This window comes from Yersinia sp. LJYL362, from assembly GCF_048323875.1.
Genome location: NZ_JBLWEX010000309.1, coordinates 16,024 through 37,333, shown reverse-complemented (window position 1 = coordinate 37,333; position 21,310 = coordinate 16,024). Strand labels below are relative to the sequence as shown.

Here is a 21,310-nt window from a genome sequence, read left to right as displayed (position 1 = left end):
AAAGCCTCGTAATGGTCCGCTTACCAGTAACAAAGAACAAGCCTCGGCCATCCAGCGATTATCAGCAAAAGATGTGGAAATAATCCCTTTTAATTTTCAGCAATAGAGTTCTCTATGCGAGGAAATAGCGATGTTAAAGACAATTACAGCAGCACCCGTTGAGCGTGATAGTCGTGGATTCTGGACTCATCCTGATTTTTTTGTCCCAGCAAACGGAAATGAGTTTGGTGTCGAAGGTGAATTCGATGCGTGGAAAGCATTTAACCGCGTTACGGGCGCTATAGGCTGGATGGAATGTGAAGAAAATGCAGAAGAATTACAGTCTGCATACGATGCCGGTGATTGTGATCTCAGCATGTGGCAACCAACGCAACCAAATGGTGACGGTTGGTTTATGGCATCCATCCACGAAACAGAAGAAGGTCCGGTTTGTTACTGGTTGCGCCCTATCGAATGCGATCCAGAAGCGTTAGCAACCCACCGAGAGCGTTGCCATCTTGAAGCATTAAAAACGGTGCTTTTAGCTAAGCATCAGGCAGCGGTAACAGCGGCACATGAATATTTTTCAGCCTGTGATGTGGGTAAAGAAAGACTTTTTGCCGCAGCAATTTTTGAACGTCTGCGTGTAGCTACCAGAAAGCATAGGGGTGACCTATGAGCTGCGGATATCAAGGATATGAATTTGGTGGCGGCTATTTAGATAGCCAATGTATCGACGGTTTTCTATGGGATATGGATAGCGGTGGTGTTGATAGTAAAGGTGACACCTATTTGGATTTTGGTGGGGAAATCCCCTGCCCGGATTGTAATAAAAATGCATGGATGGCTCATTACCGCGCAGACATCATCGAAATAGGTAAAGAGCAAGGCTTCTGTAGTAAACGGCCAAAAGTGCTGATGTATGGCGGCTACCCAGAGGTTGTACGTAGTGACATTCACGCTATGCGTAAAGCTAAACGTTGGATAAAGCGTGGTTGGTATCAGGGTAAAAAAGAAAAAGCATCAGAAATGCAGGGAGGTCATTGATGGATATGCAAATTTTAAAGCAAATAAATCATTGGGCCGCTTGCGCTCGATTAACCTCAGAATGCTCATCTGTCGTACATGCGGACTTTCTGGAAAAAGCTGCTGACCACATAACCAGCATTGAAAGCCAGCTGGAAGCTGCACAGCAAGAAATTGACGGGTTGAAAGTATGGAAGAAAATCGCTGCTGGAAGATATGAAAAGCTACAAGAACTCAAATCTAAACTTGAGAAAGCAGAAGCCGAGTTATCAGCGGCAAACGAGCGGGTATTACGGGAATATCCAGCAACTCTACCTTGTCCCGTTCGGCTTGAGCCGGGTCTCATCCTTGGCAAGGGGCTTCCTATAGCAATGCTGTTTAGGGCGTTATCACGTAGAGCTGATTACGAGGCTGAAATTGTCGCTATGACACCAGAGCAGCGTGCGGAACATGACCAACGCACGCGTGAGGTGAAAAAGTTTATTAGCGAGTGTATTGCACCACGTGTAGCCGGTTTCAAGGTAGAGGGGGAGTGATGAAAGCTATCGATTTATTTTCTGGGTTCGGTGGTTCTTCAACGGGTGCATCAATGGCTGGTATTGATGTTGTTTGGGCTGGTAATCATTGGCAGGAGGCTGTAGGGATTCACGCACTCAATCACCCAAGCTCACAGCACGTTTGTCAGGACCTCCATCAAGCCGACTGGTCATCGGTACCAGCACACGATTTGCTGATTGCCTCCCCGTGCTGCCAAGGTCACAGTAAAGCGCGTGGTAAGAAATCAGGAAACCCGCAGCATGATGCAAGCCGTTCCACAGCTTGGGCAGTTGTGTCAGCACTTGAATTTCACCGCCCAAAACAGGCTGTCATAGAAAATGTGCCAGAATTCCTCAATTGGGCGCTTTACCCCGCTTGGGAAGCAGCAATGAATGCGCTTGGGTATCAGTTGGCTGCTCATATTGTTGACTGTGCTGATCTGGGTGTGCCACAGAATCGCATTCGAATGTTTATTATCTGCACCAAAAGCAAGGCGCCACTGTTCCTCAACCTTCCACGGCGAGATCACGTATCGGCCAGCACATTTATCAATTTTAATGCTGGCACCTGGTCACTGATAAATAAGCCTGGTCGAGCCTTGCCGACTCTCGAACGTGTCTCTAACGGGCGCAAACAGTTTGGGGACCAATTTTTAATTAGCTATTACGGGAGCACAAAGATTGGGCGCTCACTTGATCGCCCGATAGGTACGATAACAACTCGTGACAGGTGGGCCATTATTGATGGCGACAAAATGCGGATGATAAGCGTAGATGAGGTCATGTCAGCAATGACATTCCCGAAAAATTATCACCGACCATCAAATTCGAAACTGGCGGTTCACATGGCAGGAAATGCAGTTCCACCGTCTGCTATGTTTGAAGTTATCACAGCACTACAGAAGCAATGCTAATGCTGACTAAATGGAATCTGGTAGAGGGGAATGCAGATGCTGAGTGAAGAGCAGTTAGAGAAAATTGCGAATCAGGGGCCTGTTGACATTGGTGGTGCTCAGAATCCAATAGTTACGGAAATGGCTGCGGAACTGCTATCACTGCGTGAGCAACTTGCAGAGTTGAAAGTGTTGCCGCCTGTGGCTGAGGTTGTATCAAAGTTCGGCGACCCGGAAGCATTCGGTGAGCGAGAACTTAACATTCTGGCTGATATTCAGAAAATGCCATATGGAACGCAACTCTTCACAGCAGCCAAATCTGAAGCATTACCACGGCATATTTTCTCAATGCTGGTAAATGAATTGCGCGACGTTCCTGCAATTGGTTGTAAGCGGGAATTGATTATTGGCGTATTAAATCGTCACGGTGTTATTGCTGATTCGGTGGAAAACTAATGCTAAATAGCCATCTGATATTAATTAAAGCTACGGAGCTAATCCCCTGCCCGTTCTGTTCTGGTCCGCCAGTAACGTTTATGTGTGTGCGTGAGGGCTTATCCTACAGACCAATATTTATCCCGATTGATATTGATCTGCCAGAAGATGGAGTGCTTACCAAGGTTAATGTTTTTTGCCATGAATGTGGAGCAACCTCTGAGGAGATCTCGGGAATGATTTACTCAGATAATGACCTTATTCCATTAATTAATGAGGCTAGAGCTAAATGGAATCTGAGAGATAAACGCCACATTGACCTATATCAGGCTGCTTATCAGGTAAATCAAACTAACTATATTGATGAATTTTTCGGAGAGAAGACAGCATGTTGATATTCATGTTCACTCCCGGTTTCAGTATTAAAAAAGGCTCTTTTATGGGGAGAGATAAACCTGATATGAAGATGTTATCTATCAGAACCCCCTTTGGCGCTATCTATTGGTTAAGCGGAAAACCTACATCAGTAATACTTGATGCGGCCCGCTCATCATTAAATGACCCTGATTGGTTTATTAAAAATCATCATGCTGTGCGGCAAGCAAAGCGTCGAGCATCAACCACTCGTCACAAAGAATATATAAAAGCTCAAGATGAAGCGGAAAACCGCTACCGTTCGCGCATTGATGAACTGATGAATGACAAATATCAGTTGGAAATGAAATGCCGTGAACAGGTTAGAGATATTTTGGCATATAGCCGATTAGTTAAGGGGGAATCAGATGGAACATCAACGTGAAACCCTCATGGTCATATTAGCCAGTAAGAGCCAAAAGGCATTGAATGCCGGTGGTGATGGTTTTATATCAGCGGATAGTTTGCGCTTTGATGTTGGCCTTAGTACGCAAGCAATTCGACGTTATCTGGATGCAGCGACAATTAATGGTATTACAGAGCACCGACAAGCATCGGCTGGACGCACTCATAGTTATAGACTGGCAAAGGAGAAGTAATGCTACTCGATCATCGTAGTCTAACCCCTAAAGAGTTGCGTGATATTTGGCAAACCGATCCTCGTATTGCCGCAGGGATTTTCTCCCTGCTTCGCCCCTGCTCTATCGACGGCTGTGCCAGTGATAGTAATCACCTGCTTCCTCACTATTTCACTAGGGAAGATAATTGCCTGGAACTCGATTGGCATACTGAAACCACTCGGCGTGGTGTTGAACCGGCAATATATTTCAACCCCCCATTTTCTAAAGAAGATGCGAATGCGGCCGTTCCTCACAATGGGATGGCCAACTTCTTTAAAAAAGCGCGGCAACAAGCCGAAAAAGGTGTCTATTCTCAATGGTTATTTCGGGCAAGGCCAGGAGAGGGATGGTTTCCATGGTATTTGGCCAGCAGGATTTATTTCATCGTTGGCCGTGTTGCTTTCGTAGATGCGAGTTCTGGCCAACTGGATAACAACCAGACAGAAAATCATGCAATTGCAGAGTTTATACCCGGTAATTTCCCCATGATGGCAGCAGGACTTCCACTGCAGCGTGATTCAATCATTGCATCCGGAGAACGTTTGTTAGAACAACAAGCGAACTGTTACTCTATCTTGAGTCAAAGATACGAACAACTCTTAGGCATTTGATAGCAATAGATAATTAAAACTTGATAGAACTTGCTTTTATCTATTAGACTGTATGAATATACAGTATTGCATAGGTGGGATGATTAATGCGTATTGAAATATTGTTTGATGAGCACAGCAAAGTTCCGGTGAAAACGATTGAAGCATTACGTGCGGAGATAGAAAAAAAACTTACACCGTTGTATCCAAAATTTGGATTACGCATAGCTAATAGTACTAGTAGCATTATTCAGGTTTCTGGTACTAAAAATGTGGCTGAACATGACGAAGTTATAAGTGTAATTCAAGGTGTTTGGGAAGATGACAGCTGGATACCGGCATAGCCTCCCTGCTTAAATATTGTGAGCCGACTACCCTGCTGGGGAGGTAAAATGTATAAGAATAAAATGAGCGATAACTGCCAGTCAGAAACCATGGCATCAAAACTTTTGGAACTTAATGCCTTATTACAAATGGTGCGTCGAACACTCGATAGCCCTGACGCGAGTATTTATATAGATGAGGTTGTTAGACTAATGAATACAGCTAGCGAAATGACTGTTGAGTGTGAACACATAAGGCAGTATATGGACACGTTGATCTACCAACAAAATAGTAAATTTTACGCCAAGTTTAACCATTCTTCGGCATCATAAAACAGTGGGACCGAGGTCCCACTGGTTCATCTAGCGTGTGATTCAATATTAACATTCACTGTTTTATTTAATTGATGAAGAGCCAGTTCAACAGTCTCTACTTTTGATGAATGTTCGACATCCAGCAATCGATCTATTTGCGGCGCTTTCTGACCAAGTTTTCTGGCCAAGTCAGCCTTACGGGTTCCAGTTTCGATCATTGCATTATGTAATGCCGCTTTCATAGCGACTAGCACAGGTAACGCAATAACATATTCACCGGCTTGAGGGGCAGAAGCGGCTGGTATAGGGCGACGTTCGTCAATCTCTATAGATAGAGCTGTAACAATACCGTCTACCGCCTCCAGTAGCGCCTCTTCTTTAGAGTCACCTACTGAATTTAGCAGCGGCAGATCACGGCATGAAACGATAAAAGTACCGCTATCATCATCGCGTTCTAGTTTCACTGCGTAATTAAACATATGATTTACATTCCAATTTATGAAGTTTTTAAAGCTGGGGCTTATAGCCCCAGATCTTTCAATATTTTCTTTCTTAATGGCTCCGGCATTTCTTTTGAACCGTGGTCAGGAAAAACTGACCGTTTTCCGTTGAGGGCTATTTTACGATGGCTCCCCCCTCCTTTTGCTTTCTCAATGGTTGCCCCTTGAGAAATCAGCCACCGTCTAAACTCACTGTATTTCACATTGCGCCCTCCTTTCCCTATAAAAATAGAATAAACATAAAGCCGCCAAAAAACAACATTTATGTATGTAAAGATAACAAAAATGATTCATTAAATAGCTGGCTTTACAGTTTTGGCGAAGCTACAGTTCGCGTCGTTGAGGACTATATTGAGTAACGACAGGATAAATAAAATGATATATAAAGAGCTTAACGAAACCATGACTGAAGATGCATTCAGATTGAAAAGAATTTTAGGTGACGGAAGATCATGGGCTTATGGTGATATAGCGGATGAGTTGTATATGGGTGAGTGCCGCGTTTTATTCATTTTGGCTCAGATGGAACACTTTAAAATGGTTCGCTGTAATGTATCGGGAAGATATTCTTTAACCCTTGAATATCGTCAGGCTTGTCAGGATAAATAAAGCCACGACTATTTTATAATTGGGACCATGGTCCCAATTCATCACTTGCAAAAAAGTTAATAAAAATATAAAATTTTTCTAAGTTGGCATTTTTGTAAGCTAACTTAGATCATCAACCGCCTATTGGCGGTTTTTTTGTGCCTGAAAATGGGCGCTGCGACCACGTGGGACCGTGGTCACAGCATTCGACCCATGCCACGAGACATGGCGAAACAAGGCCCATTGCTGATGCGCGCCAGCACTGATAAGCCTATCAAAAAAGGCTCCATCATTCCATGGAAAATACTGTAAAAATAAACAGTGCAACTTTAGTACATGCAGATTCGTTGCAATACATTAAAACCCTGCCAGACAATTATGTTGATGCAATCATTACTGACCCCCCCTACTACCGTGTGAAATCGAATAGTTGGGATAATCAGTGGGCATCAGTTCCTGATTTTCTGGCGTGGCTTGATGAGTTTTTTGCTGAATTTTGGCGGGTACTAAAACCGAATGGTTCTCTTTATTTATTCTGTGGTCCTAAGTTATCGGCTGATACAGAAATATTGATGAGAGAGCGATTTAATGTGTTGAATCATATTGTCTGGGCGAAACCATCTGGGCGATGGAAAGGGGCAAATAAAGAGTCTTTCCGATCCTATTTCCCAGCTACAGAGCATGTTTTATTTGCTGAGCATTATGGTGCCGAGGGCTTTGCAAAAGGAAATGCTGGCTATGCATCAAAATGCCAAGAGCTGAAACAGCAGGTATATGCACCGCTTATTCAGTATTTTCGTGAGGCTCGTTCTCGACTTGGTATTTCGGCAAAAGAAATTAATGAAGTCACGGGAACTCAGATGTGTAGCCATTGGTTCAGCCAAACTCAATGGCAGCTACCTCGACCTGAACAGTATGCAGCGCTACAGGCATTATTTAATCGGGTTGCAATGGAACGTGGTGTTATTGGGTTAACAACAGAACACTCATTGCTAGAGCGTGAATACGGCGGTCTATCGCTTGAATATGCAGGATTGATTAGACAGTACGACGAACTACGCCAGGAATATGAAGTGCTTCGGCGTCCGTTCAATGTTTCTAAATCAGTTCCACATACAAACGTATGGACCTATCCACCCGTTCAGCATTACCCCGGAAAACATCCATGCGAAAAACCTCTCCCTATGATGCTAGATATTATTGCCGCGAGCACTCGCTCCGGTGATTTAGTAGCAGATTTTTTCATGGGGTCAGGAGCAACGATTAAAGCTGCAGAACAGTTAGGCAGACGTTCGTTAGGTGTTGAACTTGAAGAAGAACGATTTTTACAAACAGCTAGTGAATTGAGAGTTAGAGAAACAGAGCTATAGCTAGCTCGGAAGATATGCGGTCAGCACATTGGTAGGTGTTGACGCCGGAACCGTAACCGGCTTCACATTCGCTTGAGCATCACTGAATAACGGGTTCATATCCCAATCTATTCCAGACATTGTTGCAGCAATGGTTGGTGCTCAGCCGAATGTGGTGAATGCGTAGACTGATGCGCGTAGTGCTGGACTACTGGCAAAGGGCCATAAACCAAGCTGACACCGATGCCAATGCCGGAGAGCAGACCCGGCCACCACAGAACAATTTTCAGGCTACCTATCAGGTGGCCTTTTTATTTGGCTCGCCGTAGAGCTGGCATGCAAGACATCCGGAAATAAGCGCCGGGAGCCGACTTACACACCAACCGATACCGGGGGGTTGAGGATGAAAAATATGCAGGAGAAAATTGCAGACAATGCCCTCTATGGCGGTGGTATCGGCTCAGTTTTGTTTGGTTTAATTACTTACTTTTCACCAAGCGAATGGATGGTGCTAGGTATTCTTGTGGGTATTGTTACCACAATAATTGGTTGTGGCACTGGGATCTGGTTTAAATGCCAACGTCTAAAACTTCTTAAAGAATATCTAAATCGGAAAGATAAAAACCTAACCGATGATGAATTGAACATCATGATGTCGGAGGATCGTTAATGCCGTCATCAACAAAAAGCAAATTGAGCGCGGCAATTCTGGCGCTTATCGCTACTGGAGCTTCTGCACCAGTAATGATGTCTCAATTTCAGAAAGAAAAAGAAGGCACAAGCCTTATTGCTTATCCCGACAACGGCGGTGTCTGGACTATTTGCGGTGGTGTTACGCGCGTGGACGGAAAACCAGTCGTTAAGGGCATGAAGCTTACTCAAGCACAATGCAACTCCATCGACAAGGCAGAGCAAGCCAAAGCGCTGTTATGGGTGCAGAAGAATGTCTACGTTCCTCTGACAGAGCCGCAAAAGGTCGGGATCGCTTCATTCTGCCCTTGGAACATTGGGCCGAGTAAATGTTTCACGTCTACGTTCTATCGAAAATTAAATTCAGGCGACCGCTTAGGTGCGTGCGCTGAAATTAAACGCTGGATACATGACGGCGGGAAAGATTGCCGTATTCGCTCCAATAACTGTTACGGACAGATAGAGCGCCGTGAACAAGAAAGCGAATTAACGTGTTGGGGGCTGGATGAATAAACTAGCTGCCACTCTCGTTGCTGTACTTGTAATCACTATTATTGGCTTGGCAGGTGGTTACCGGTGGGGTAGCGATAGTAAAGATTTGGAATGGTTACTCAAATGGACTGAGCGCAATAAGTCAGACCTAGAGGCAGAAAAAGCCGCTAAAAAGAGCGCCACCGAAAAAGAGGCCCAACTTCAGGCAGCACAATCAGCCGGGTTAAAAGCATATCAACAAGGAGTAGCAGATGCTGAGAACAAAGCAAAAGGCACTATTGCTGCTTATCGTGCTGGCAATATCAAGCTGCAAAAGCGCTTCGAGTGTCTCGCCGCTTCAGTTGGGGATATGCCCGTTACTCCCGCCAGTGGACAGCTCACTGATGCAGCCAGAGACTGCGGATTTTCAGACGCAGATGTCGGGTTTCTTATTTCAATCGCTGAGCGAGCCGACAAGCTAGTCGAGAAGGTCACCGCGTTACAGAAGGTTGTCACTGACGACCGGCGAATAATTAACAGCACCTCACATCAATAATTCCCAATTTTAGCCACTGGAGCTGCTATGAAAATTTATATTGCAGGGCCGATGACCGGCGTTGCTAACGATAACCGCGATACTTTTAATCAAGTAGCGAAGTCATTAACAGGTCGTGGATATATAGTCCTCAACCCTGCAGCTTTACCGCCTGGCTTAACCCAGCACCAATACATGGATATCTGCTTTGCCATGCTACGCGCTGCTGATTGCATCTTTCTGTTACCCGGCTGGAAACATAGTGCTGGGGCAACTGCTGAATATCATTATGGTTATAAGATGGCCATACCAACGTTTAATGATTTGGATACGATGCCTGTAATAGAACAGACAATTAATCCGACATTAGCCTGAGAAGGCCAGCAGACATTCAGATAATCAACCCGCTTAGGCGGGTTTTTCATTATTGGGACCATGGTCCCACATCAATAGGAATAACAATGGAAATGGGTCACGCGCAAAATACAAATATTCGCCTGCACCAACTGGAAGATGACGTGAGAGAACTTCAAGCCCGGCAACCAGTTGATCATTCCCCAACGACTCCATTTATTGGCGAAGCCGTTGCTTTAAGCTCCGTCAGTATCAAAGAGGAAACGCTACGCGCCGCCATTCTTATTTTGGTTACTAACTATGGGGTTGAGAAACTAAAGGCAGGAGCATTAACCGATTTGGCTTCATTAATTAATTCAGCTTTTGATGCCTTGGATAATAAATCCAAAAATATTTCTGAACTTACAGTCGGGATAAATATAGATCCTCATATGATTTTGGATCAGGTTGACAGCATCATAAGTAATGCAATTAAACATGCACGAGATTCTTTGGGTAAATAATTCAACCCGCGTTGTCTGTCGCCGTCGCCAGCGTTAACTGAGACGCATGACTCCTAATGCAGAGTGCGCTGGTTGAATCAATAACAGGTAACACCGCCTTGTTGAGGTGCATATCGGAAACGTTAGCCGAGGTGGAAGAAGCAGCGTGACACCGTGAGAGAACGGACCAACACCAGAGGCTACAACTATGCCCCCAAGAATAAAGAAGCCCTGCCGACATAGTGGGTGTGCAGCACTAACTATTGATGCAACAGGCTACTGTGATAAGCACAAACCGGAACATGCCAGTGATGGCTGGAAGCGCCACAAGCCGGGGCAGTCCCGACATGAACGTGGTTATGGTAGGAAATGGGATCTCATCCGCCATCGCATCCTCATGCGCGATGGCTATTTGTGCCAAGACCATAGGCGAAGAGACATTGGAGTAGCGGCAACTCATGTCGATCACATCATCCCCAAAGCTCTTGGCGGAACTGATGACGATGATAATTTGGAGTCGTTATGCGCCCGATGCCACTGGAAGAAAACAGCTACGGAGAGAATCAAATGATAGTACCCAGTAAGGAATTCGCTGGGCCAGAGGCAAGTCGATTCCATTAATTTAACAGCGAGATAAACATGAAAAAAACATTCTTGGCATTATCCATGCTGGCCTTAACCGGTTGTGATAGTGCTAGCAACGTAGCATCAAAAAACCTATCTACCGCCTCGGATAATTTCGAAATTCAGCGCAGATTTGTGTTCTACAACGGTATTACTGGCGATTACATTCTTACCATTGAAGGGCTGTGCTCGAAAGATAACTCCAGCACAGAAAGAACATTGGGGGTTGTTTGCAAGACGGGGCCAAATCAATACAAAAAGCAAATGCTTGGGTTGTCGGATAACGTCACTTGGTTTATGGAACAAATCGACTCTGTACCCGTCAGTGAGTATCACTACCGTGTAATCTTCAGGCCGTCAGTAATAATCCCTGATGTGGAAATTAAATGATGGCTGGAAGCGGCATAAGCCGGGGCAGTCCCGACATGAGCGGGGTTACTCCCACCCTGCATTAGAGGCTTACATCATCTTTAGGAATAGGGGTGAATCTCTTCCTTATAAAGCATCAACAGAGAAATAATATGACATATCAAGAACAAACATTGCTGATGATTAAAGGGCACATCACAACACTTCCTCTGGAGCAGCAGAGCGTGGTTAGCGAGTGCGCTGCCACCATTCGGGACGTATTGGCAAAACATCCTGATGGTGAAGGGCTTATGGCTCTTTCTTTAGTAGGAGCCGAGATCGATTTAAATGGGGTGGGGAAGTAGGCCACCCTTCAAATAGGAATTAATATCATCATAACTTCGTAGATGACAATCATTATCATCAACGCACACATCAAATGATAATCATTATCATAACTCACATCAAATGACATACATTCCCATTTGAGGCCGAGGGGAGGGGGGGGGGTAAATCCCCAACCCCTTTCGCGCTAGGGTACTGCCTGTCCCGGTAGATTTTTACGTGCATGTAATAAGAAATTTTTTTTCGATATTTTTTAACATTTGAGGCACCCAAATGAGCGATGATTTTCGTGCTGCTGGAGGTGGTGCAAAACCGGTGATAACGGGTGAAATGAAAAGTAGTGTAACCCGAGCGGTGTCACCTCCAGATAATTTAATCGGTGATCGGGCAGTCGATGCTTGGAAAAGAACAATTAGAATACTGATCGACCAAGGTACTTTCGAAATGCAAGATTGTTACTTGCTCACTGAGTACTGCAACACCATTCAGCTTTTACACAATGCAAACCAGATAATTAAGGATGATGGTTTCGGTGAAGAAACCGGAACTGGAGGTGAAAAATTAAATTCTGCAACAAAAGCTAGAGATAAGTCGATTAGCCAATTAATGAGACTCCAAGTCGTATTAAAGTTAGATGCAAACAGTCGCATAAGGCGTGGCGGTTCTGGAGGCAATAAAACTAAAGGATCTGCGGGAAACGCATTCTCAGAATTTTAAGATTGGGACCGTGGTCCCAATCAAACAGTTGCATCGATAGGGACATCATCACGGAAACATTCAATGGCCAGCTACCCGAACGTAAATGCCGCCCAGCAATACGCTCGGGATATTCTCAGCGGTAAAATACTTGCAGGGAAATATATTAAGCTCGCCTGTCAGCGCCATCTCGATGATTTAAAAAATAGTGTTAATGATAAAAATTATCCCTATCGCTTTGACAGGGATCTAGCTGAAAGAGCGTGCCGTTTTGTTCAATTACTACCTCATTCCAGTGGGGAACTAAAAGGGCAGAAGCTAAAAGCTGAACCTTGGCAATTATTTATCTTTTCATCGATATTCGGGTGGGTAACAAAGAAAGGCAAAAAACGTCGATTTAAAGAGGCTTATATCCGCGTTGGCCGTAAAAATGGGAAGTCATTTTTTGCGGCTGGCATTGGCATGTATATGTTTTGCGCGGATGGTGAGAATGCTGCCGAGGTTTATTGCGGTGCCACTAAAATGGCACAAGCTAAAAAGGTTTTCACGCCAGCTAGCCAGATGGCAAAGCTACTGCCTGATCTTAGATCCAGATTTAATGTCTCTGTTTGGGCTGAAAAATTAACCCGCGAAGATGGTTCTGTCTTTGCACCGGTCGTTGGCAATCCGGGAGATGGTGATTCACCCTCCTGCGCGATTATTGACGAATATCACGAACATCCCACAGACATATTATATTCAACAATGACCACCGGTATGGGCGCTCGTAGCCAGCCGTTGACATTGATCATTACTACCGCAGGTAAAGATATTGAATCACCTTGTTATGACAAAGATAACGAGGTTAAACAGTGTCTGGATAAGATGCTCCCGAATGAGCGCTTATTTGGCATGATTTACGAGCTGGATGTTCTTGATAATTGGCAGGATCCCTGCAATCTGATTAAAGCTAATCCTAATTTGGGTGTCTCGGTATTTTATGAAGATTTAGTTGAAAAACTTCATCTGGCGAAAACAGTTCCCCGGATGACTAACGACATAAAAACCAAGCATCTGAATATGTGGGTATCAGGTAAGACAGCGTTCTTTAATATGGAACACTGGAAAAATGCGGAAGACAAAAATCTTAAGCTTAGTGATTTTAAAGGTGAAGAAAGTCACTTAGGTTTAGATCTGGCCGCAAAACTTGACCTTAATGCTGGGGTACCGGTTTTCACGCAGGAAATAGATGGTAAGCGGCATTATTACTGTGTTGGTTCTAAATTCTGGGTACCGGAAGACACAGTTCACAGCATAGACCCCAAAATAGCCAAGACTGCAAAGCGTTATCAAAAATGGGTAAACATGCAGTGGGCCGGTAGCAGTTTGTTAAATGCTACTGATGGTGGAGAAGCTGATTATAGAGAAATTCTCGCCAGCGTGATTGATATGACTGAACGAGATGGCGTCAGGATCGCGAGCATTCCTATAGACCCAACAGGAGCTACAGCTTTATCCCACGAATTAGCGGATAACGGATTTGAGCCAATCAATATCCGACAAGACTTTACCAATATGTCCCCACCGATGAAAGAACTGGAAGCTGCGTTGGCAGGTGGTCGTTTTCATCATGATGGCAATCCTATTCTAGCGTGGTGCATTAGTAACGTTCTCGGAACATTTGTCCCTGGTAGTGACGACAGAGTTCGGCCAACCAAAGGGGATAAACAATCAAAAATCGACGGTGCTACAGCCCTGCTAATGGCAATTGGCAGAGCAATGCTTCATGGCCAAGGCTCTAGCTACTCTATCTACGATAACTCGGACGTCACATGTTAATGAAAATATTGATTATCACCGGCTTTTTGATCGGTTTGATAGGTGCTGGCCTTGTTTCATACGGCGCATGGTTATGGACACCGGCAGCAGGTTTTATTACTGCAGGTATTATCTGCTTATTTTGGTCATGGATGACATCCCGTCTGGCTGTGAATAATGGAGTGCAACCGGCTTCTAAAGGGGATGATTGATGTTTATTCCTCAATTTTGGAGAGGTAAACCCAGCGGGAATAGTGCTAATTGGCAAGTTGTCCCCGGAGGGATGCGAAGTAGTTCAAGTCAGGCTGGTGTCATCATTACCCCAGAGACAGCCCTTGCATTATCAGCCGTTCGCGCCTGTGTCACTCTGTTGGCTGAGTCGGTAGCACAACTGCCCTGTGTTCTCTATCGGCGTACTGAGAATGGTGGAAGAGAAATCGCCATCGATCACCCTTTGCATGATCTCATTCGCTACCAGCCCAATCGCAAAGATACGGCTTTTGAATATCACGAACAAACGCAGGGTGTTCTGGGGCTGGAGGGTAATAGCTACTCATTAATTGATCGTAATGGCCGTGGCGATATAACTGAACTTATCCCAATTAACCCTCACAAAGTGATTGTGCTGAAAGGTCCAGACGGAATGCCGTATTACGATATTCCAAGTATTGGCGAAATTTTGCCTATGCGTATGGTCCATCACATTAAGTCTTTTTCACTGGATGGGTATATAGGAACATCCCCTATCCAGACTAACCCAGACGTGCTGGGGCTTGGGATAGCGGTCGAACAACATGCTGCACAGGTATTTGCACGAGGCACCACCATGTCGGGTGTTATTGAACGCCCCTTCGAAGCTAAGGCGATAGCGAGTCAGGCGGCGGTTGATGCCATTTTGGCTAAATGGACGGAGCGCTATGGTGGCGTTCGAAATGCTTTCTCGGTAGGGATGCTGCAAGAAGGGATGACCTACAAGCAACTTTCTCAAGATAACGAAAAAGCCCAGCTTCTACAAAGCCGTCAATATACGGTTAATGAGGTTTGCCGCCTGTATAAAGTGCCTCCGCACATGATTCAGGATCTGCAAAAATCAACAAACAATAATATTGAGCATCAGGGGCTGCAGTACGTCATTTACACCATGCTGGCCATACTAAAACGGCATGAATCAGCAATGATGCGTGACCTGTTATTACCCAGTGAACGGCGAGATTTTTACATTGAGTTCAATGTGTCATCGTTGCTTCGCGGTGACCAAAAGTCTCGCTATGAGTCTTATGCGCTTGGCCGTCAATGGGGATGGTTATCTGTTAATGATATTCGCAGGATGGAAAATCTAACACCAATCCCCGGTGGTGATAAGTATCTAACACCACTAAATATGGTTGATAGCAAAGCGTTAACCGGCATAGGGAAAGCGACACCACAGCAAGTGAAAGATATTGAGGCGATTCTATGTACTCGAAATTAAATACCAACATCCCCTTTTCTGTGGGCGAGCATGCTTTAACAAAAATTGATGCCCGATCATTTACATCATCAGAGATTGCTCGTGTATTCACTGTTCCGGGTGGCTCAATTAAAACGCCAGTTTTGGCCCCGATAGTCGGCAAAAAGGATCAGTCATGAAGCAATTTATTAATTATCCCCACCTGGCAAATCAGGTGTTTGGTATTCCACAGTATGCCTCGCGGCAAATTATGGATTCAATCAAGGCAGTTCTGGTCCCTCGCCTTATGGGAGAAATGAGCACTGCCGCTCTAATGGCTTTTGAGCCGGATGACAAGCCAGAATCGCAACCGATACAAAGCGGCTCTATAGCTGTAATACCTGTTCATGGGATATTGGTTCCGCGCCGTGGGCAAATTACGCAAGCGTGTACGGAACTGACCAGCTATGAGCTTATTCGAGATCAATTCAGCAAAGCGCTAAATGATCCGAATGTGAGCGAAATAGTTCTGGATTTTTATACTGGTGGCGGGGCGGTATCTGGCTGTAAAGAGCTTGCCGATTATATTTTTGCATCACGTAGTATTAAACCGAGCACTGCAATTGTTAATTACAATGCGTTCTCTGCCGGGTATTTCATGGCGTCTGCCTGTAGTCGTATTGTAGTTAGCCATACGTCTGGTGTTGGTTCTATAGGTGTGATTCTTGAGCACATGGAAGCTTCTAAGCTGGAAGAACAGATTGGTTTGAAATTCACCACGTTTTACCGAGGTGATTTTAAAAATGCAGGTTCGCCACATGAGCCATTAACCGATGAAGCAACCACGTATCTGCAGCAGTTGATCGATGATGCTTATGAGACGTTTACTACATCAGTAGCAGAGTATCGCGGGATAGATGTTAAGCGAGTTATCGATACTCAAGCACGAACGTTCTTTGGCCAAGCAGCTGTTGATGCAGGGCTGGCTGATGAGTTATCCGATCCACAGACAGCGATTAACAATATCGCTGCTAAATATAGCCCGAAACCAGTAAGCAGTAGCATACAGCTTCGAGCTGAATCCATGCGACAGCAAGTACAACTTTAACCCGGCGCACCAGCGTCAAAACGAAAGCAGCCGATTGGCTGCTTTTTTTATGGAAAAAAAGAGAGATATTATGACTATTGAAGAATTGCGTAAATTGCGTGCGGGTGTTCACGATAAAGTTCAAGTTCTGGCTGTTAAAGAGACTGCCGGTGAAACATTAACGGCAGAGGAATTGACCAGCTTTAGTGCTTTGTCTGCGGAGTTCGAAAGCCTTACCGCTCAAATTACCCGTTTAGAAGCCTCCGAACGTATGGCCGCTACAGTTGCAGTTCCTGTTAAAGCGAACAACGTCGCACCTGGCATTATTATCAAAGAAGAATTGCAGCAATATAAAGGCGCAGGTATGACCCGCATGGTGATGTCGATTGCGGCTGGTAAAGGGAATCTAGCGGAAGCTGCCAAGTTCGCAGCTACTGAGTTGGGTGATAATGGTCTTTCAATGGCCATTAGTACAACCGCCGGTTCTGGCGGTGCCTTGATCCCGCAAAACATGCAAAACGAAGTAATTGAACTACTTCGCGACCGCACTATTGTGCGCAAACTCGGCGCACGATCTATTCCTTTGCCTAATGGTAATTTGTCCTTGCCGCGTCTGTCTGGTGGTGCGACAGCGGGATATGTCGGTGAAGGGAAAGATGTGGTTGCTACTGGAGCAACATTCGATGATGTTAAGTTGAGCGCCAAAACGATGATTGCTTTGGTGCCTATTTCTAACCAGTTAATCGGTCGTTCTGGATTCAATACCGAGCAACTTATTTTGGGGGATATTCTGTCAGCCATTGCTACTCGCGAAGATAAAGCCTTCTTGCGTGATGATGGCACCGGCGATACACCAAAGGGTATGAAATTCGCGGCCACTGCTGCGAACCGCCTTGTCCCATGGGCCGGGGCCACTGTAAATCTGACTACGATTGATGCATATCTGGATAGCCTAATGCTGAAGCATATGGACTCAAACAGCAATATGCTCCTCTGTGGTTGGGGTTTTTCTAACCGTAGCTATATGACGTTATTTGGGTTGCGGGATGGTAATGGTAATAAAGTTTATCCAGAAATGGCTCTAGGTATGCTTAAAGGCTATCCAATCCAACGTACCAGTGCTATCCCAGCCAATTTAGGTGAAGATGGTAATGAGTCAGAAATCTACTTCTGTGACTTCAATGATGTGCTTATCGGTGAAGACGGCATGATGAAAGTAGACTTCTCAACCGAAGCTACTTACAAAGATGCTGATGGCCAGCTTGTCTCAGCATTTGCCCGTAACCAGTCTCTGATCCGTGTTGTTACTGAACATGATATCGGTTTCCGGCATCCAGAAGGTCTGGTTCTCGGTACCGGTATTATCTGGTAATCATCCCTGCTATTTAGTCATAACTGAAAAGCCCGCCTTGTGCGGGCTTTTCTATAGGTGAATAAGATGAGTGTTCCAAAAAAAGTTACTAAATCGAAAGCTATTGCTGATGCTGTTGATAGTCAAAAGCTGATGGGAGATAAGGCTAATGTTGAAACGCTGGTTACTGATAAATCTCTTGCCACTATCGAACCGTTGGTTAATGCAGAGCCATTGGTCGATATTGACCTCTCGGTCACCACAACTGTGTTGGACTCCTCGTCGCCATTGGTTGATGCAGAAAAGCTGGTCGTTGTTGAGCCATTGGTTACTGCCACCTCGCTGGCCACTGATGAGTCGCTGGCTACTACCAACCCATTAGCTACTGGTGATACATCGAACACTGATAATCCTACGGGATCTGTGGCCTCAATCAGCGCAGAGACTTTCTCACTTGGCACTTCAGGTGAGGTTTATATTCAAAATTCTGGTATCTCTGGCAATGATTCTAGTGCTGGGACCACGGTCCCGAATGAAGGAAGTGATGTGAATATTTCAGATCAATCAACTCCACAGAAGAAAACAATCGTTATTTTCCTCGGGCCGTATCAGCGTTATTCACGTGGTGATAAAGCTGGTTTCAGTGCTGACTATGCCGAGACATTAGTTGCGCGAAATATTGCATGCTGGCCAAAAGATTTCGCTGCCAAATCGAAAGGTAACAGTCATGGGTATGACTTCGCGATCTAATGTCAAAACGCAACTTCGATTGGAAGAAGATTTCACGGAGCATGATGATTTCATTGAGTCGCTGATTAATGCTGCTCAGCGCAGTATAGAGCGCACTTATTATTGCGTACTGGTCGATAGCCAGGAGGAACTGGAAAACCTCCCAGACGGCGTTCGTGGTTTTCTAATTGAAGATGATTTCCAGCTTGCTGCCCAGATGATGGTTGCGCAGTGGTACTTGAATCCTAAAGGAACATCTCCCGATGGGGATACTCCAGCACAGTTAGGTGTTGAGTACCTGCTATTTCCACTTATGGAGCATACCGTCTGATGAGCGATAAACCACTCAATCCGGGGGACTTAAATTGCCGGGTAACTTTGCGGGAAATTAAATCGGAGCGAGGGCCTTTGGGGGAGGTTTTACCGGTAGCCCCGGTAGTTATTGGCAAGGCGTGGGCGAAAATAGAGCCAATATCAAACCGGAAGATAAGGTCGGCAGATCAGCAGCAAATTGTCGAAACCTGCCTTTTTACTCTTTATCCCCGGAGAGATATTTCCATCGATTGGCAGTTAGTCACCACTGCCGGTGTATTCACTGTCCGAGCTGTCGACCGTGTTAGTCATACGGACAGAATACTTATTACTGGGGAGGCTGACATACGCCATGATCGAACAGAGCCTTAAATCTGCTTTAGAGCGGATCACTGGTATGAATGTTTATCCTTTGTTGCTCCCTGACACTGAGCTTGAGGGGGTGACTTTCCAACGTATTTCCGACCCAGAAATCGAAACAGGACTGGTCCGTACCAACCTTATTGATTGCCGATTCCAGATAACGATTCATCTCATTGATGATTATACCCGGTTAGTGGTGCTTGATGCTGCTATATGGGCTGAATGGAAAAAGGTTGTCCATGGTTATATTGATGGGTATCCGGTTCAATACGTCCGTCGTGGTGGAGTTCAACAGGGCGTTACAACGTTAACCAATAATTCTAAACATTTTTGGTTTTCACGGGATTTCATTCTTTCTTTTAAGGAATAAATATTGTGATACCTGAAATAGAAATCAGTGGGTTGCAAGAGTTAGAACGGAGACTTATAGCAGTTGGTGAAGAAGTAGGAACTAAAATTCTGCGGGATGCGGGTCGAGCCGCGATGGCAGTAGTAGAAGCGGATATGAAACAAAATGCAGGCTATGACAATAGTTCTACGAATGCTCATATGCGGGACTCGATAAAAATCAGATCATCCCGAGGGAAATCAGGTAGCACAGTAGTTGTTCTGCGTGTTGGACCGACACGAAGCCACTACATGAAGGCTTTAGCTCAAGAGTTTGGCACTATAAAACAGGTTGCTAAACCATTTATCCGCCCTGCATTGGACTACAACAAAATGCAGGTTCTTCGCATTCTCACCATTGAAATCCGTGATGGGTTAAACACCCTAAGTCGGTAGCATCCTGCCGCCTTATTAAACTATTAAAAAGAGAGAAAATATATGACGGGAAAAACCTCGCCAGAATACGCCATGCTCCCTGCTGGGGTTGTTGTTAAATGGGGTGCTGTTGGTGATACCACCTTAACTATGAGGCCGCTGGTTAACTGTAAGGCTGTTGGTGCTACTGGTTTGACTGGTGGCTACGTAGATTGCACTACTTTGATCGATACAAATAAACAGTCTATTTCTGATTTACCTGAAGGACCGGAGAAATCTTTAGGGTTTATTGATGATCCAGAAAACGAAGATTTTGCTGCATTGCTTACCGCTGCTGCTGCACGTGAAACGGTGCAGTTTTATATGGAATTACCTAATGGCCGTACAGCTACGCAGATATTAGCACTTTCCGGTTGGCAGTTGGCCGAAGTATCTGCCCCTGCAAATGAAGTGATCCAGGTCGAGGTTAAGGGTAAGCAAAATAACATTGTCTGGGGAACTATCCCAAAGCCGTGATCAGCGTTACTACCCAGCCGCAAGGCGCTGATATTGCAGCCGGGGACACTTTGTCCCTGACTGTTGCGGCCATAGTCAATAATGGTGCGTCTTTGTCATATCAATGGCAAAAAGACAATGTCTCGATTGTTGGAGCAACATCTGCAACGTATGAAAAAAATAATACTGTAATTGCTGATGCCGGTGATTATCGGGTTGTTATTTCTTCCGTTGGGTTGAGCAGTATTACCAGCGAAAAAGCCACAGTCACAATCAATTAAGGTATCTCATGTCTCAGAATAAACCATTTGATATTAATTCACTGAAGTCCGCATTACTAAAACCAACAAATACAGCAGTACAAACTGAGTTATTCGGAGCATCCGTTTATATTCGCCGGATTACGGGTAAAGAACTGATGGATTATGACAATGCTATCAGTGAAGCACAGGATAAGGGTGATATGACAGCAATAAGTAATGTGTCTCTTGGTTTAGTCCTGAAGGCGCTTGTTAATCCGGATGGAAGCCCTATCCCTAAAAAACTATTGCCGACCGTTGACGAACTACTCACTGTGCATGCCAATCCTGAGCTGATGAAGGCAATTAATAAAGTTAAATCTCACAGTTTGGGTACGTTAGAGGAAGCGGAAAAAAACTAACAGACTCGCCCTGGCTAAAGTTAATTTTTCAGCTTGCAGATCGTTGGGGCGAGCCTGATCCGCGCAAAATAGCGGAACTGCCGGTTCATATTATTATGCACTGGCAGGCATTTTTTAATCTGCAAGCGGCACCACCTCCGGCATTTACCCCCCCAGAAGCCCCTCCACCCAAGCTTACTGCTTCAACACCAGTTGCGGATCAGTACGCTGA

General features: G+C 45.0%; 39 protein-coding genes. 37 read left to right on the top strand and 2 right to left on the bottom strand.

What is annotated here, in order from left to right; genetic code table 11:
- Positions 1-130: 130 nt before the first annotated feature.
- The 11 genes from ACNSO8_RS24485 (at position 131) to ACNSO8_RS24435 (ending at position 5,149) form a co-directional block, all read left to right on the top strand.
- On the top strand, positions 131-658 hold the full coding sequence (locus tag ACNSO8_RS24485; RefSeq protein ID WP_418396162.1) for a hypothetical protein: 528 nt from the start codon (positions 131-133) through the stop codon (positions 656-658).
- Complete coding sequence (locus tag ACNSO8_RS24480; RefSeq protein ID WP_418396161.1) at positions 655-1,026, top strand: hypothetical protein; 372 nt, start codon at positions 655-657, stop codon at positions 1,024-1,026. Before ACNSO8_RS24485 ends, ACNSO8_RS24480 begins: the two co-directional genes overlap by 4 nt.
- A complete protein-coding gene (locus ACNSO8_RS24475; RefSeq protein ID WP_418396160.1) occupies positions 1,026-1,541 on the top strand; it encodes a hypothetical protein in 516 nt (171 codons plus the stop codon). Before ACNSO8_RS24480 ends, ACNSO8_RS24475 begins: the two co-directional genes overlap by 1 nt.
- Complete coding sequence (locus tag ACNSO8_RS24470) at positions 1,541-2,455, top strand: DNA cytosine methyltransferase (protein WP_418396159.1); 915 nt, start codon at positions 1,541-1,543, stop codon at positions 2,453-2,455. Before ACNSO8_RS24475 ends, ACNSO8_RS24470 begins: the two co-directional genes overlap by 1 nt.
- A 36-nt stretch (positions 2,456-2,491) precedes the next feature.
- Complete coding sequence (locus ACNSO8_RS24465) at positions 2,492-2,890, top strand: hypothetical protein (protein WP_418396158.1); 399 nt, start codon at positions 2,492-2,494, stop codon at positions 2,888-2,890.
- Positions 2,890-3,264 (top strand): hypothetical protein, encoded by a 375-nt coding sequence (locus tag ACNSO8_RS24460; RefSeq protein ID WP_418396157.1) that lies wholly within the window; start codon positions 2,890-2,892, stop codon positions 3,262-3,264. The genes ACNSO8_RS24465 and ACNSO8_RS24460 overlap by 1 nt, the downstream gene beginning before the upstream one ends.
- Positions 3,258-3,668, top strand: coding sequence for a hypothetical protein (locus ACNSO8_RS24455; protein ID WP_418396156.1), 411 nt, complete (start codon positions 3,258-3,260; stop codon positions 3,666-3,668). Before ACNSO8_RS24460 ends, ACNSO8_RS24455 begins: the two co-directional genes overlap by 7 nt.
- Complete coding sequence (locus ACNSO8_RS24450) at positions 3,652-3,882, top strand: hypothetical protein (RefSeq protein ID WP_418396155.1); 231 nt, start codon at positions 3,652-3,654, stop codon at positions 3,880-3,882. The genes ACNSO8_RS24455 and ACNSO8_RS24450 overlap by 17 nt, the downstream gene beginning before the upstream one ends.
- Positions 3,882-4,514, top strand: a complete 633-nt coding sequence (locus tag ACNSO8_RS24445) for a DNA N-6-adenine-methyltransferase (RefSeq protein ID WP_418396154.1) — start codon at positions 3,882-3,884, stop codon at positions 4,512-4,514. The genes ACNSO8_RS24450 and ACNSO8_RS24445 overlap by 1 nt, the downstream gene beginning before the upstream one ends.
- 86 nt (positions 4,515-4,600) lie before the next feature.
- A complete protein-coding gene (locus ACNSO8_RS24440; protein WP_418396153.1) occupies positions 4,601-4,837 on the top strand; it encodes a DinI-like family protein in 237 nt (78 codons plus the stop codon).
- 48 nt (positions 4,838-4,885) lie between these two features.
- Positions 4,886-5,149 (top strand): hypothetical protein, encoded by a 264-nt coding sequence (locus ACNSO8_RS24435; protein WP_015972125.1) that lies wholly within the window; start codon positions 4,886-4,888, stop codon positions 5,147-5,149.
- Positions 5,150-5,175: 26 nt separating this feature from the next.
- On the opposite strand, the gene ACNSO8_RS24430 is transcribed toward ACNSO8_RS24435, so the two are convergent.
- Positions 5,176-5,610, bottom strand: a complete 435-nt coding sequence (locus ACNSO8_RS24430) for a hypothetical protein (RefSeq protein ID WP_015972126.1) — start codon at positions 5,608-5,610, stop codon at positions 5,176-5,178.
- Positions 5,611-5,651: 41 nt separating this feature from the next.
- Positions 5,652-5,834, bottom strand: a complete 183-nt coding sequence (locus ACNSO8_RS24425) for a type II toxin-antitoxin system HicA family toxin (protein ID WP_087768470.1) — start codon at positions 5,832-5,834, stop codon at positions 5,652-5,654.
- Between the two features lie 172 nt (positions 5,835-6,006).
- On the opposite strand from ACNSO8_RS24425, the gene ACNSO8_RS24420 reads away from it, so the two are divergent.
- From ACNSO8_RS24420 to ACNSO8_RS24295, 26 genes are all read left to right on the top strand, one after another.
- A complete protein-coding gene (locus tag ACNSO8_RS24420; RefSeq protein ID WP_418396152.1) occupies positions 6,007-6,240 on the top strand; it encodes a hypothetical protein in 234 nt (77 codons plus the stop codon).
- A 275-nt stretch (positions 6,241-6,515) separates the two neighbouring features.
- Positions 6,516-7,589: a DNA-methyltransferase gene (locus ACNSO8_RS24415; protein ID WP_418396151.1), complete on the top strand. Its 1,074-nt coding sequence runs from the start codon at positions 6,516-6,518 to the stop codon at positions 7,587-7,589.
- A 158-nt stretch (positions 7,590-7,747) separates the two neighbouring features.
- On the top strand, positions 7,748-7,897 hold the full coding sequence (locus tag ACNSO8_RS24410) for a hypothetical protein (RefSeq protein ID WP_418396150.1): 150 nt from the start codon (positions 7,748-7,750) through the stop codon (positions 7,895-7,897).
- A gap of 83 nt (positions 7,898-7,980) precedes the next feature.
- The gene (locus tag ACNSO8_RS24405) at positions 7,981-8,238 is read left to right on the top strand and encodes a phage holin (RefSeq protein WP_418396149.1); all 258 of its coding nucleotides are present in this window, start codon (positions 7,981-7,983) and stop codon (positions 8,236-8,238) included.
- Positions 8,238-8,771 (top strand): lysozyme, encoded by a 534-nt coding sequence (locus ACNSO8_RS24400; protein ID WP_418396148.1) that lies wholly within the window; start codon positions 8,238-8,240, stop codon positions 8,769-8,771. The genes ACNSO8_RS24405 and ACNSO8_RS24400 overlap by 1 nt, the downstream gene beginning before the upstream one ends.
- A complete protein-coding gene (locus ACNSO8_RS24395) occupies positions 8,764-9,285 on the top strand; it encodes a hypothetical protein (RefSeq protein ID WP_418396147.1) in 522 nt (173 codons plus the stop codon). Before ACNSO8_RS24400 ends, ACNSO8_RS24395 begins: the two co-directional genes overlap by 8 nt.
- Before the next feature lie 27 nt (positions 9,286-9,312).
- Positions 9,313-9,639: a DUF4406 domain-containing protein gene (locus tag ACNSO8_RS24390; protein WP_015972132.1), complete on the top strand. Its 327-nt coding sequence runs from the start codon at positions 9,313-9,315 to the stop codon at positions 9,637-9,639.
- Positions 9,640-9,725: 86 nt separating this feature from the next.
- Positions 9,726-10,121 (top strand): hypothetical protein, encoded by a 396-nt coding sequence (locus ACNSO8_RS24385; RefSeq protein ID WP_418396146.1) that lies wholly within the window; start codon positions 9,726-9,728, stop codon positions 10,119-10,121.
- Positions 10,122-10,308: 187 nt separating this feature from the next.
- Positions 10,309-10,671 carry an HNH endonuclease gene (locus ACNSO8_RS24380; RefSeq protein WP_418396145.1) on the top strand — a complete coding sequence of 121 codons (363 nt, stop codon included), beginning with the start codon at positions 10,309-10,311 and terminating at the stop codon, positions 10,669-10,671.
- 68 nt (positions 10,672-10,739) lie between these two features.
- Positions 10,740-11,114, top strand: a complete 375-nt coding sequence (locus ACNSO8_RS24375) for a hypothetical protein (RefSeq protein WP_342222916.1) — start codon at positions 10,740-10,742, stop codon at positions 11,112-11,114.
- Positions 11,115-11,245: 131 nt separating this feature from the next.
- Positions 11,246-11,437 (top strand): hypothetical protein, encoded by a 192-nt coding sequence (locus ACNSO8_RS24370; protein WP_418396144.1) that lies wholly within the window; start codon positions 11,246-11,248, stop codon positions 11,435-11,437.
- A gap of 253 nt (positions 11,438-11,690) precedes the next feature.
- Positions 11,691-12,134, top strand: coding sequence for a P27 family phage terminase small subunit (locus ACNSO8_RS24365; RefSeq protein WP_050146115.1), 444 nt, complete (start codon positions 11,691-11,693; stop codon positions 12,132-12,134).
- A 63-nt stretch (positions 12,135-12,197) separates the two neighbouring features.
- The gene (locus tag ACNSO8_RS24360; protein ID WP_418396143.1) at positions 12,198-13,931 is read left to right on the top strand and encodes a terminase large subunit; all 1,734 of its coding nucleotides are present in this window, start codon (positions 12,198-12,200) and stop codon (positions 13,929-13,931) included.
- The gene (locus ACNSO8_RS24355; protein WP_261370753.1) at positions 13,925-14,122 is read left to right on the top strand and encodes a hypothetical protein; all 198 of its coding nucleotides are present in this window, start codon (positions 13,925-13,927) and stop codon (positions 14,120-14,122) included. Before ACNSO8_RS24360 ends, ACNSO8_RS24355 begins: the two co-directional genes overlap by 7 nt.
- Entirely contained in the window at positions 14,122-15,381 is a 1,260-nt protein-coding gene (locus tag ACNSO8_RS24350) for a phage portal protein (RefSeq protein WP_418396142.1), read from the top strand. The genes ACNSO8_RS24355 and ACNSO8_RS24350 overlap by 1 nt, the downstream gene beginning before the upstream one ends.
- A complete protein-coding gene (locus ACNSO8_RS24345; protein ID WP_418396141.1) occupies positions 15,366-15,539 on the top strand; it encodes a hypothetical protein in 174 nt (57 codons plus the stop codon). Before ACNSO8_RS24350 ends, ACNSO8_RS24345 begins: the two co-directional genes overlap by 16 nt.
- A complete protein-coding gene (locus ACNSO8_RS24340) occupies positions 15,536-16,447 on the top strand; it encodes a S49 family peptidase (RefSeq protein ID WP_418396140.1) in 912 nt (303 codons plus the stop codon). Before ACNSO8_RS24345 ends, ACNSO8_RS24340 begins: the two co-directional genes overlap by 4 nt.
- A gap of 67 nt (positions 16,448-16,514) precedes the next feature.
- A complete protein-coding gene (locus ACNSO8_RS24335) occupies positions 16,515-17,798 on the top strand; it encodes a phage major capsid protein (protein ID WP_418396176.1) in 1,284 nt (427 codons plus the stop codon).
- 66 nt (positions 17,799-17,864) lie between these two features.
- A complete protein-coding gene (locus ACNSO8_RS24330) occupies positions 17,865-18,527 on the top strand; it encodes a hypothetical protein (RefSeq protein ID WP_418396139.1) in 663 nt (220 codons plus the stop codon).
- On the top strand, positions 18,505-18,837 hold the full coding sequence (locus ACNSO8_RS24325) for a head-tail connector protein (protein ID WP_418396138.1): 333 nt from the start codon (positions 18,505-18,507) through the stop codon (positions 18,835-18,837). Before ACNSO8_RS24330 ends, ACNSO8_RS24325 begins: the two co-directional genes overlap by 23 nt.
- Positions 18,837-19,190, top strand: a complete 354-nt coding sequence (locus tag ACNSO8_RS24320; RefSeq protein WP_418396137.1) for a head-tail adaptor protein — start codon at positions 18,837-18,839, stop codon at positions 19,188-19,190. The genes ACNSO8_RS24325 and ACNSO8_RS24320 overlap by 1 nt, the downstream gene beginning before the upstream one ends.
- A complete protein-coding gene (locus ACNSO8_RS24315) occupies positions 19,171-19,551 on the top strand; it encodes a hypothetical protein (RefSeq protein ID WP_342222914.1) in 381 nt (126 codons plus the stop codon). Before ACNSO8_RS24320 ends, ACNSO8_RS24315 begins: the two co-directional genes overlap by 20 nt.
- A 17-nt stretch (positions 19,552-19,568) precedes the next feature.
- A complete protein-coding gene (locus ACNSO8_RS24310) occupies positions 19,569-19,964 on the top strand; it encodes an HK97-gp10 family putative phage morphogenesis protein (protein ID WP_418396175.1) in 396 nt (131 codons plus the stop codon).
- Between the two features lie 42 nt (positions 19,965-20,006).
- The gene (locus ACNSO8_RS24305) at positions 20,007-20,459 is read left to right on the top strand and encodes a phage tail protein (protein ID WP_418396136.1); all 453 of its coding nucleotides are present in this window, start codon (positions 20,007-20,009) and stop codon (positions 20,457-20,459) included.
- Positions 20,456-20,719 (top strand): phage tail protein, encoded by a 264-nt coding sequence (locus ACNSO8_RS24300; RefSeq protein WP_418396135.1) that lies wholly within the window; start codon positions 20,456-20,458, stop codon positions 20,717-20,719. Before ACNSO8_RS24305 ends, ACNSO8_RS24300 begins: the two co-directional genes overlap by 4 nt.
- Before the next feature lie 8 nt (positions 20,720-20,727).
- Positions 20,728-21,099, top strand: coding sequence for a phage tail protein (locus tag ACNSO8_RS24295; protein ID WP_418396134.1), 372 nt, complete (start codon positions 20,728-20,730; stop codon positions 21,097-21,099).
- Positions 21,100-21,310 lie beyond the last annotated feature (211 nt).

What these genes read in the sequence shown, in the direction of transcription:
- ACNSO8_RS24485 (WP_418396162.1), top strand. Translation starts at nt 131, where the DNA reads ATGTTAAAGACAATTACAGCAGCACCCGTTGAGCGTGATAGTCGTGGA.
- ACNSO8_RS24480 (WP_418396161.1), top strand. Translation starts at nt 655, where the DNA reads ATGAGCTGCGGATATCAAGGATATGAATTTGGTGGCGGCTATTTAGAT.
- ACNSO8_RS24475 (WP_418396160.1), top strand. Translation starts at nt 1,026, where the DNA reads ATGGATATGCAAATTTTAAAGCAAATAAATCATTGGGCCGCTTGCGCT.
- ACNSO8_RS24470 (WP_418396159.1), top strand. Translation starts at nt 1,541, where the DNA reads ATGAAAGCTATCGATTTATTTTCTGGGTTCGGTGGTTCTTCAACGGGT.
- ACNSO8_RS24465 (WP_418396158.1), top strand. Translation starts at nt 2,492, where the DNA reads ATGCTGAGTGAAGAGCAGTTAGAGAAAATTGCGAATCAGGGGCCTGTT.
- ACNSO8_RS24460 (WP_418396157.1), top strand. Translation starts at nt 2,890, where the DNA reads ATGCTAAATAGCCATCTGATATTAATTAAAGCTACGGAGCTAATCCCC.
- ACNSO8_RS24455 (WP_418396156.1), top strand. Translation starts at nt 3,258, where the DNA reads ATGTTGATATTCATGTTCACTCCCGGTTTCAGTATTAAAAAAGGCTCT.
- ACNSO8_RS24450 (WP_418396155.1), top strand. Translation starts at nt 3,652, where the DNA reads ATGGAACATCAACGTGAAACCCTCATGGTCATATTAGCCAGTAAGAGC.
- ACNSO8_RS24445 (WP_418396154.1), top strand. Translation starts at nt 3,882, where the DNA reads ATGCTACTCGATCATCGTAGTCTAACCCCTAAAGAGTTGCGTGATATT.
- ACNSO8_RS24440 (WP_418396153.1), top strand. Translation starts at nt 4,601, where the DNA reads ATGCGTATTGAAATATTGTTTGATGAGCACAGCAAAGTTCCGGTGAAA.
- ACNSO8_RS24435 (WP_015972125.1), top strand. Translation starts at nt 4,886, where the DNA reads ATGTATAAGAATAAAATGAGCGATAACTGCCAGTCAGAAACCATGGCA.
- ACNSO8_RS24430 (WP_015972126.1), bottom strand. Translation starts at nt 5,610, where the DNA reads ATGTTTAATTACGCAGTGAAACTAGAACGCGATGATGATAGCGGTACT.
- ACNSO8_RS24420 (WP_418396152.1), top strand. Translation starts at nt 6,007, where the DNA reads ATGATATATAAAGAGCTTAACGAAACCATGACTGAAGATGCATTCAGA.
- ACNSO8_RS24415 (WP_418396151.1), top strand. Translation starts at nt 6,516, where the DNA reads ATGGAAAATACTGTAAAAATAAACAGTGCAACTTTAGTACATGCAGAT.
- ACNSO8_RS24410 (WP_418396150.1), top strand. Translation starts at nt 7,748, where the DNA reads ATGCGTAGACTGATGCGCGTAGTGCTGGACTACTGGCAAAGGGCCATA.
- ACNSO8_RS24405 (WP_418396149.1), top strand. Translation starts at nt 7,981, where the DNA reads ATGCAGGAGAAAATTGCAGACAATGCCCTCTATGGCGGTGGTATCGGC.
- ACNSO8_RS24400 (WP_418396148.1), top strand. Translation starts at nt 8,238, where the DNA reads ATGCCGTCATCAACAAAAAGCAAATTGAGCGCGGCAATTCTGGCGCTT.
- ACNSO8_RS24395 (WP_418396147.1), top strand. Translation starts at nt 8,764, where the DNA reads ATGAATAAACTAGCTGCCACTCTCGTTGCTGTACTTGTAATCACTATT.
- ACNSO8_RS24390 (WP_015972132.1), top strand. Translation starts at nt 9,313, where the DNA reads ATGAAAATTTATATTGCAGGGCCGATGACCGGCGTTGCTAACGATAAC.
- ACNSO8_RS24385 (WP_418396146.1), top strand. Translation starts at nt 9,726, where the DNA reads ATGGAAATGGGTCACGCGCAAAATACAAATATTCGCCTGCACCAACTG.
- ACNSO8_RS24380 (WP_418396145.1), top strand. Translation starts at nt 10,309, where the DNA reads ATGCCCCCAAGAATAAAGAAGCCCTGCCGACATAGTGGGTGTGCAGCA.
- ACNSO8_RS24375 (WP_342222916.1), top strand. Translation starts at nt 10,740, where the DNA reads ATGAAAAAAACATTCTTGGCATTATCCATGCTGGCCTTAACCGGTTGT.
- ACNSO8_RS24370 (WP_418396144.1), top strand. Translation starts at nt 11,246, where the DNA reads ATGACATATCAAGAACAAACATTGCTGATGATTAAAGGGCACATCACA.
- ACNSO8_RS24365 (WP_050146115.1), top strand. Translation starts at nt 11,691, where the DNA reads ATGAGCGATGATTTTCGTGCTGCTGGAGGTGGTGCAAAACCGGTGATA.
- ACNSO8_RS24360 (WP_418396143.1), top strand. Translation starts at nt 12,198, where the DNA reads ATGGCCAGCTACCCGAACGTAAATGCCGCCCAGCAATACGCTCGGGAT.
- ACNSO8_RS24355 (WP_261370753.1), top strand. Translation starts at nt 13,925, where the DNA reads ATGTTAATGAAAATATTGATTATCACCGGCTTTTTGATCGGTTTGATA.
- ACNSO8_RS24350 (WP_418396142.1), top strand. Translation starts at nt 14,122, where the DNA reads ATGTTTATTCCTCAATTTTGGAGAGGTAAACCCAGCGGGAATAGTGCT.
- ACNSO8_RS24345 (WP_418396141.1), top strand. Translation starts at nt 15,366, where the DNA reads ATGTACTCGAAATTAAATACCAACATCCCCTTTTCTGTGGGCGAGCAT.
- ACNSO8_RS24340 (WP_418396140.1), top strand. Translation starts at nt 15,536, where the DNA reads ATGAAGCAATTTATTAATTATCCCCACCTGGCAAATCAGGTGTTTGGT.
- ACNSO8_RS24330 (WP_418396139.1), top strand. Translation starts at nt 17,865, where the DNA reads ATGAGTGTTCCAAAAAAAGTTACTAAATCGAAAGCTATTGCTGATGCT.
- ACNSO8_RS24325 (WP_418396138.1), top strand. Translation starts at nt 18,505, where the DNA reads ATGGGTATGACTTCGCGATCTAATGTCAAAACGCAACTTCGATTGGAA.
- ACNSO8_RS24320 (WP_418396137.1), top strand. Translation starts at nt 18,837, where the DNA reads ATGAGCGATAAACCACTCAATCCGGGGGACTTAAATTGCCGGGTAACT.
- ACNSO8_RS24315 (WP_342222914.1), top strand. Translation starts at nt 19,171, where the DNA reads ATGATCGAACAGAGCCTTAAATCTGCTTTAGAGCGGATCACTGGTATG.
- ACNSO8_RS24305 (WP_418396136.1), top strand. Translation starts at nt 20,007, where the DNA reads ATGACGGGAAAAACCTCGCCAGAATACGCCATGCTCCCTGCTGGGGTT.
- ACNSO8_RS24295 (WP_418396134.1), top strand. Translation starts at nt 20,728, where the DNA reads ATGTCTCAGAATAAACCATTTGATATTAATTCACTGAAGTCCGCATTA.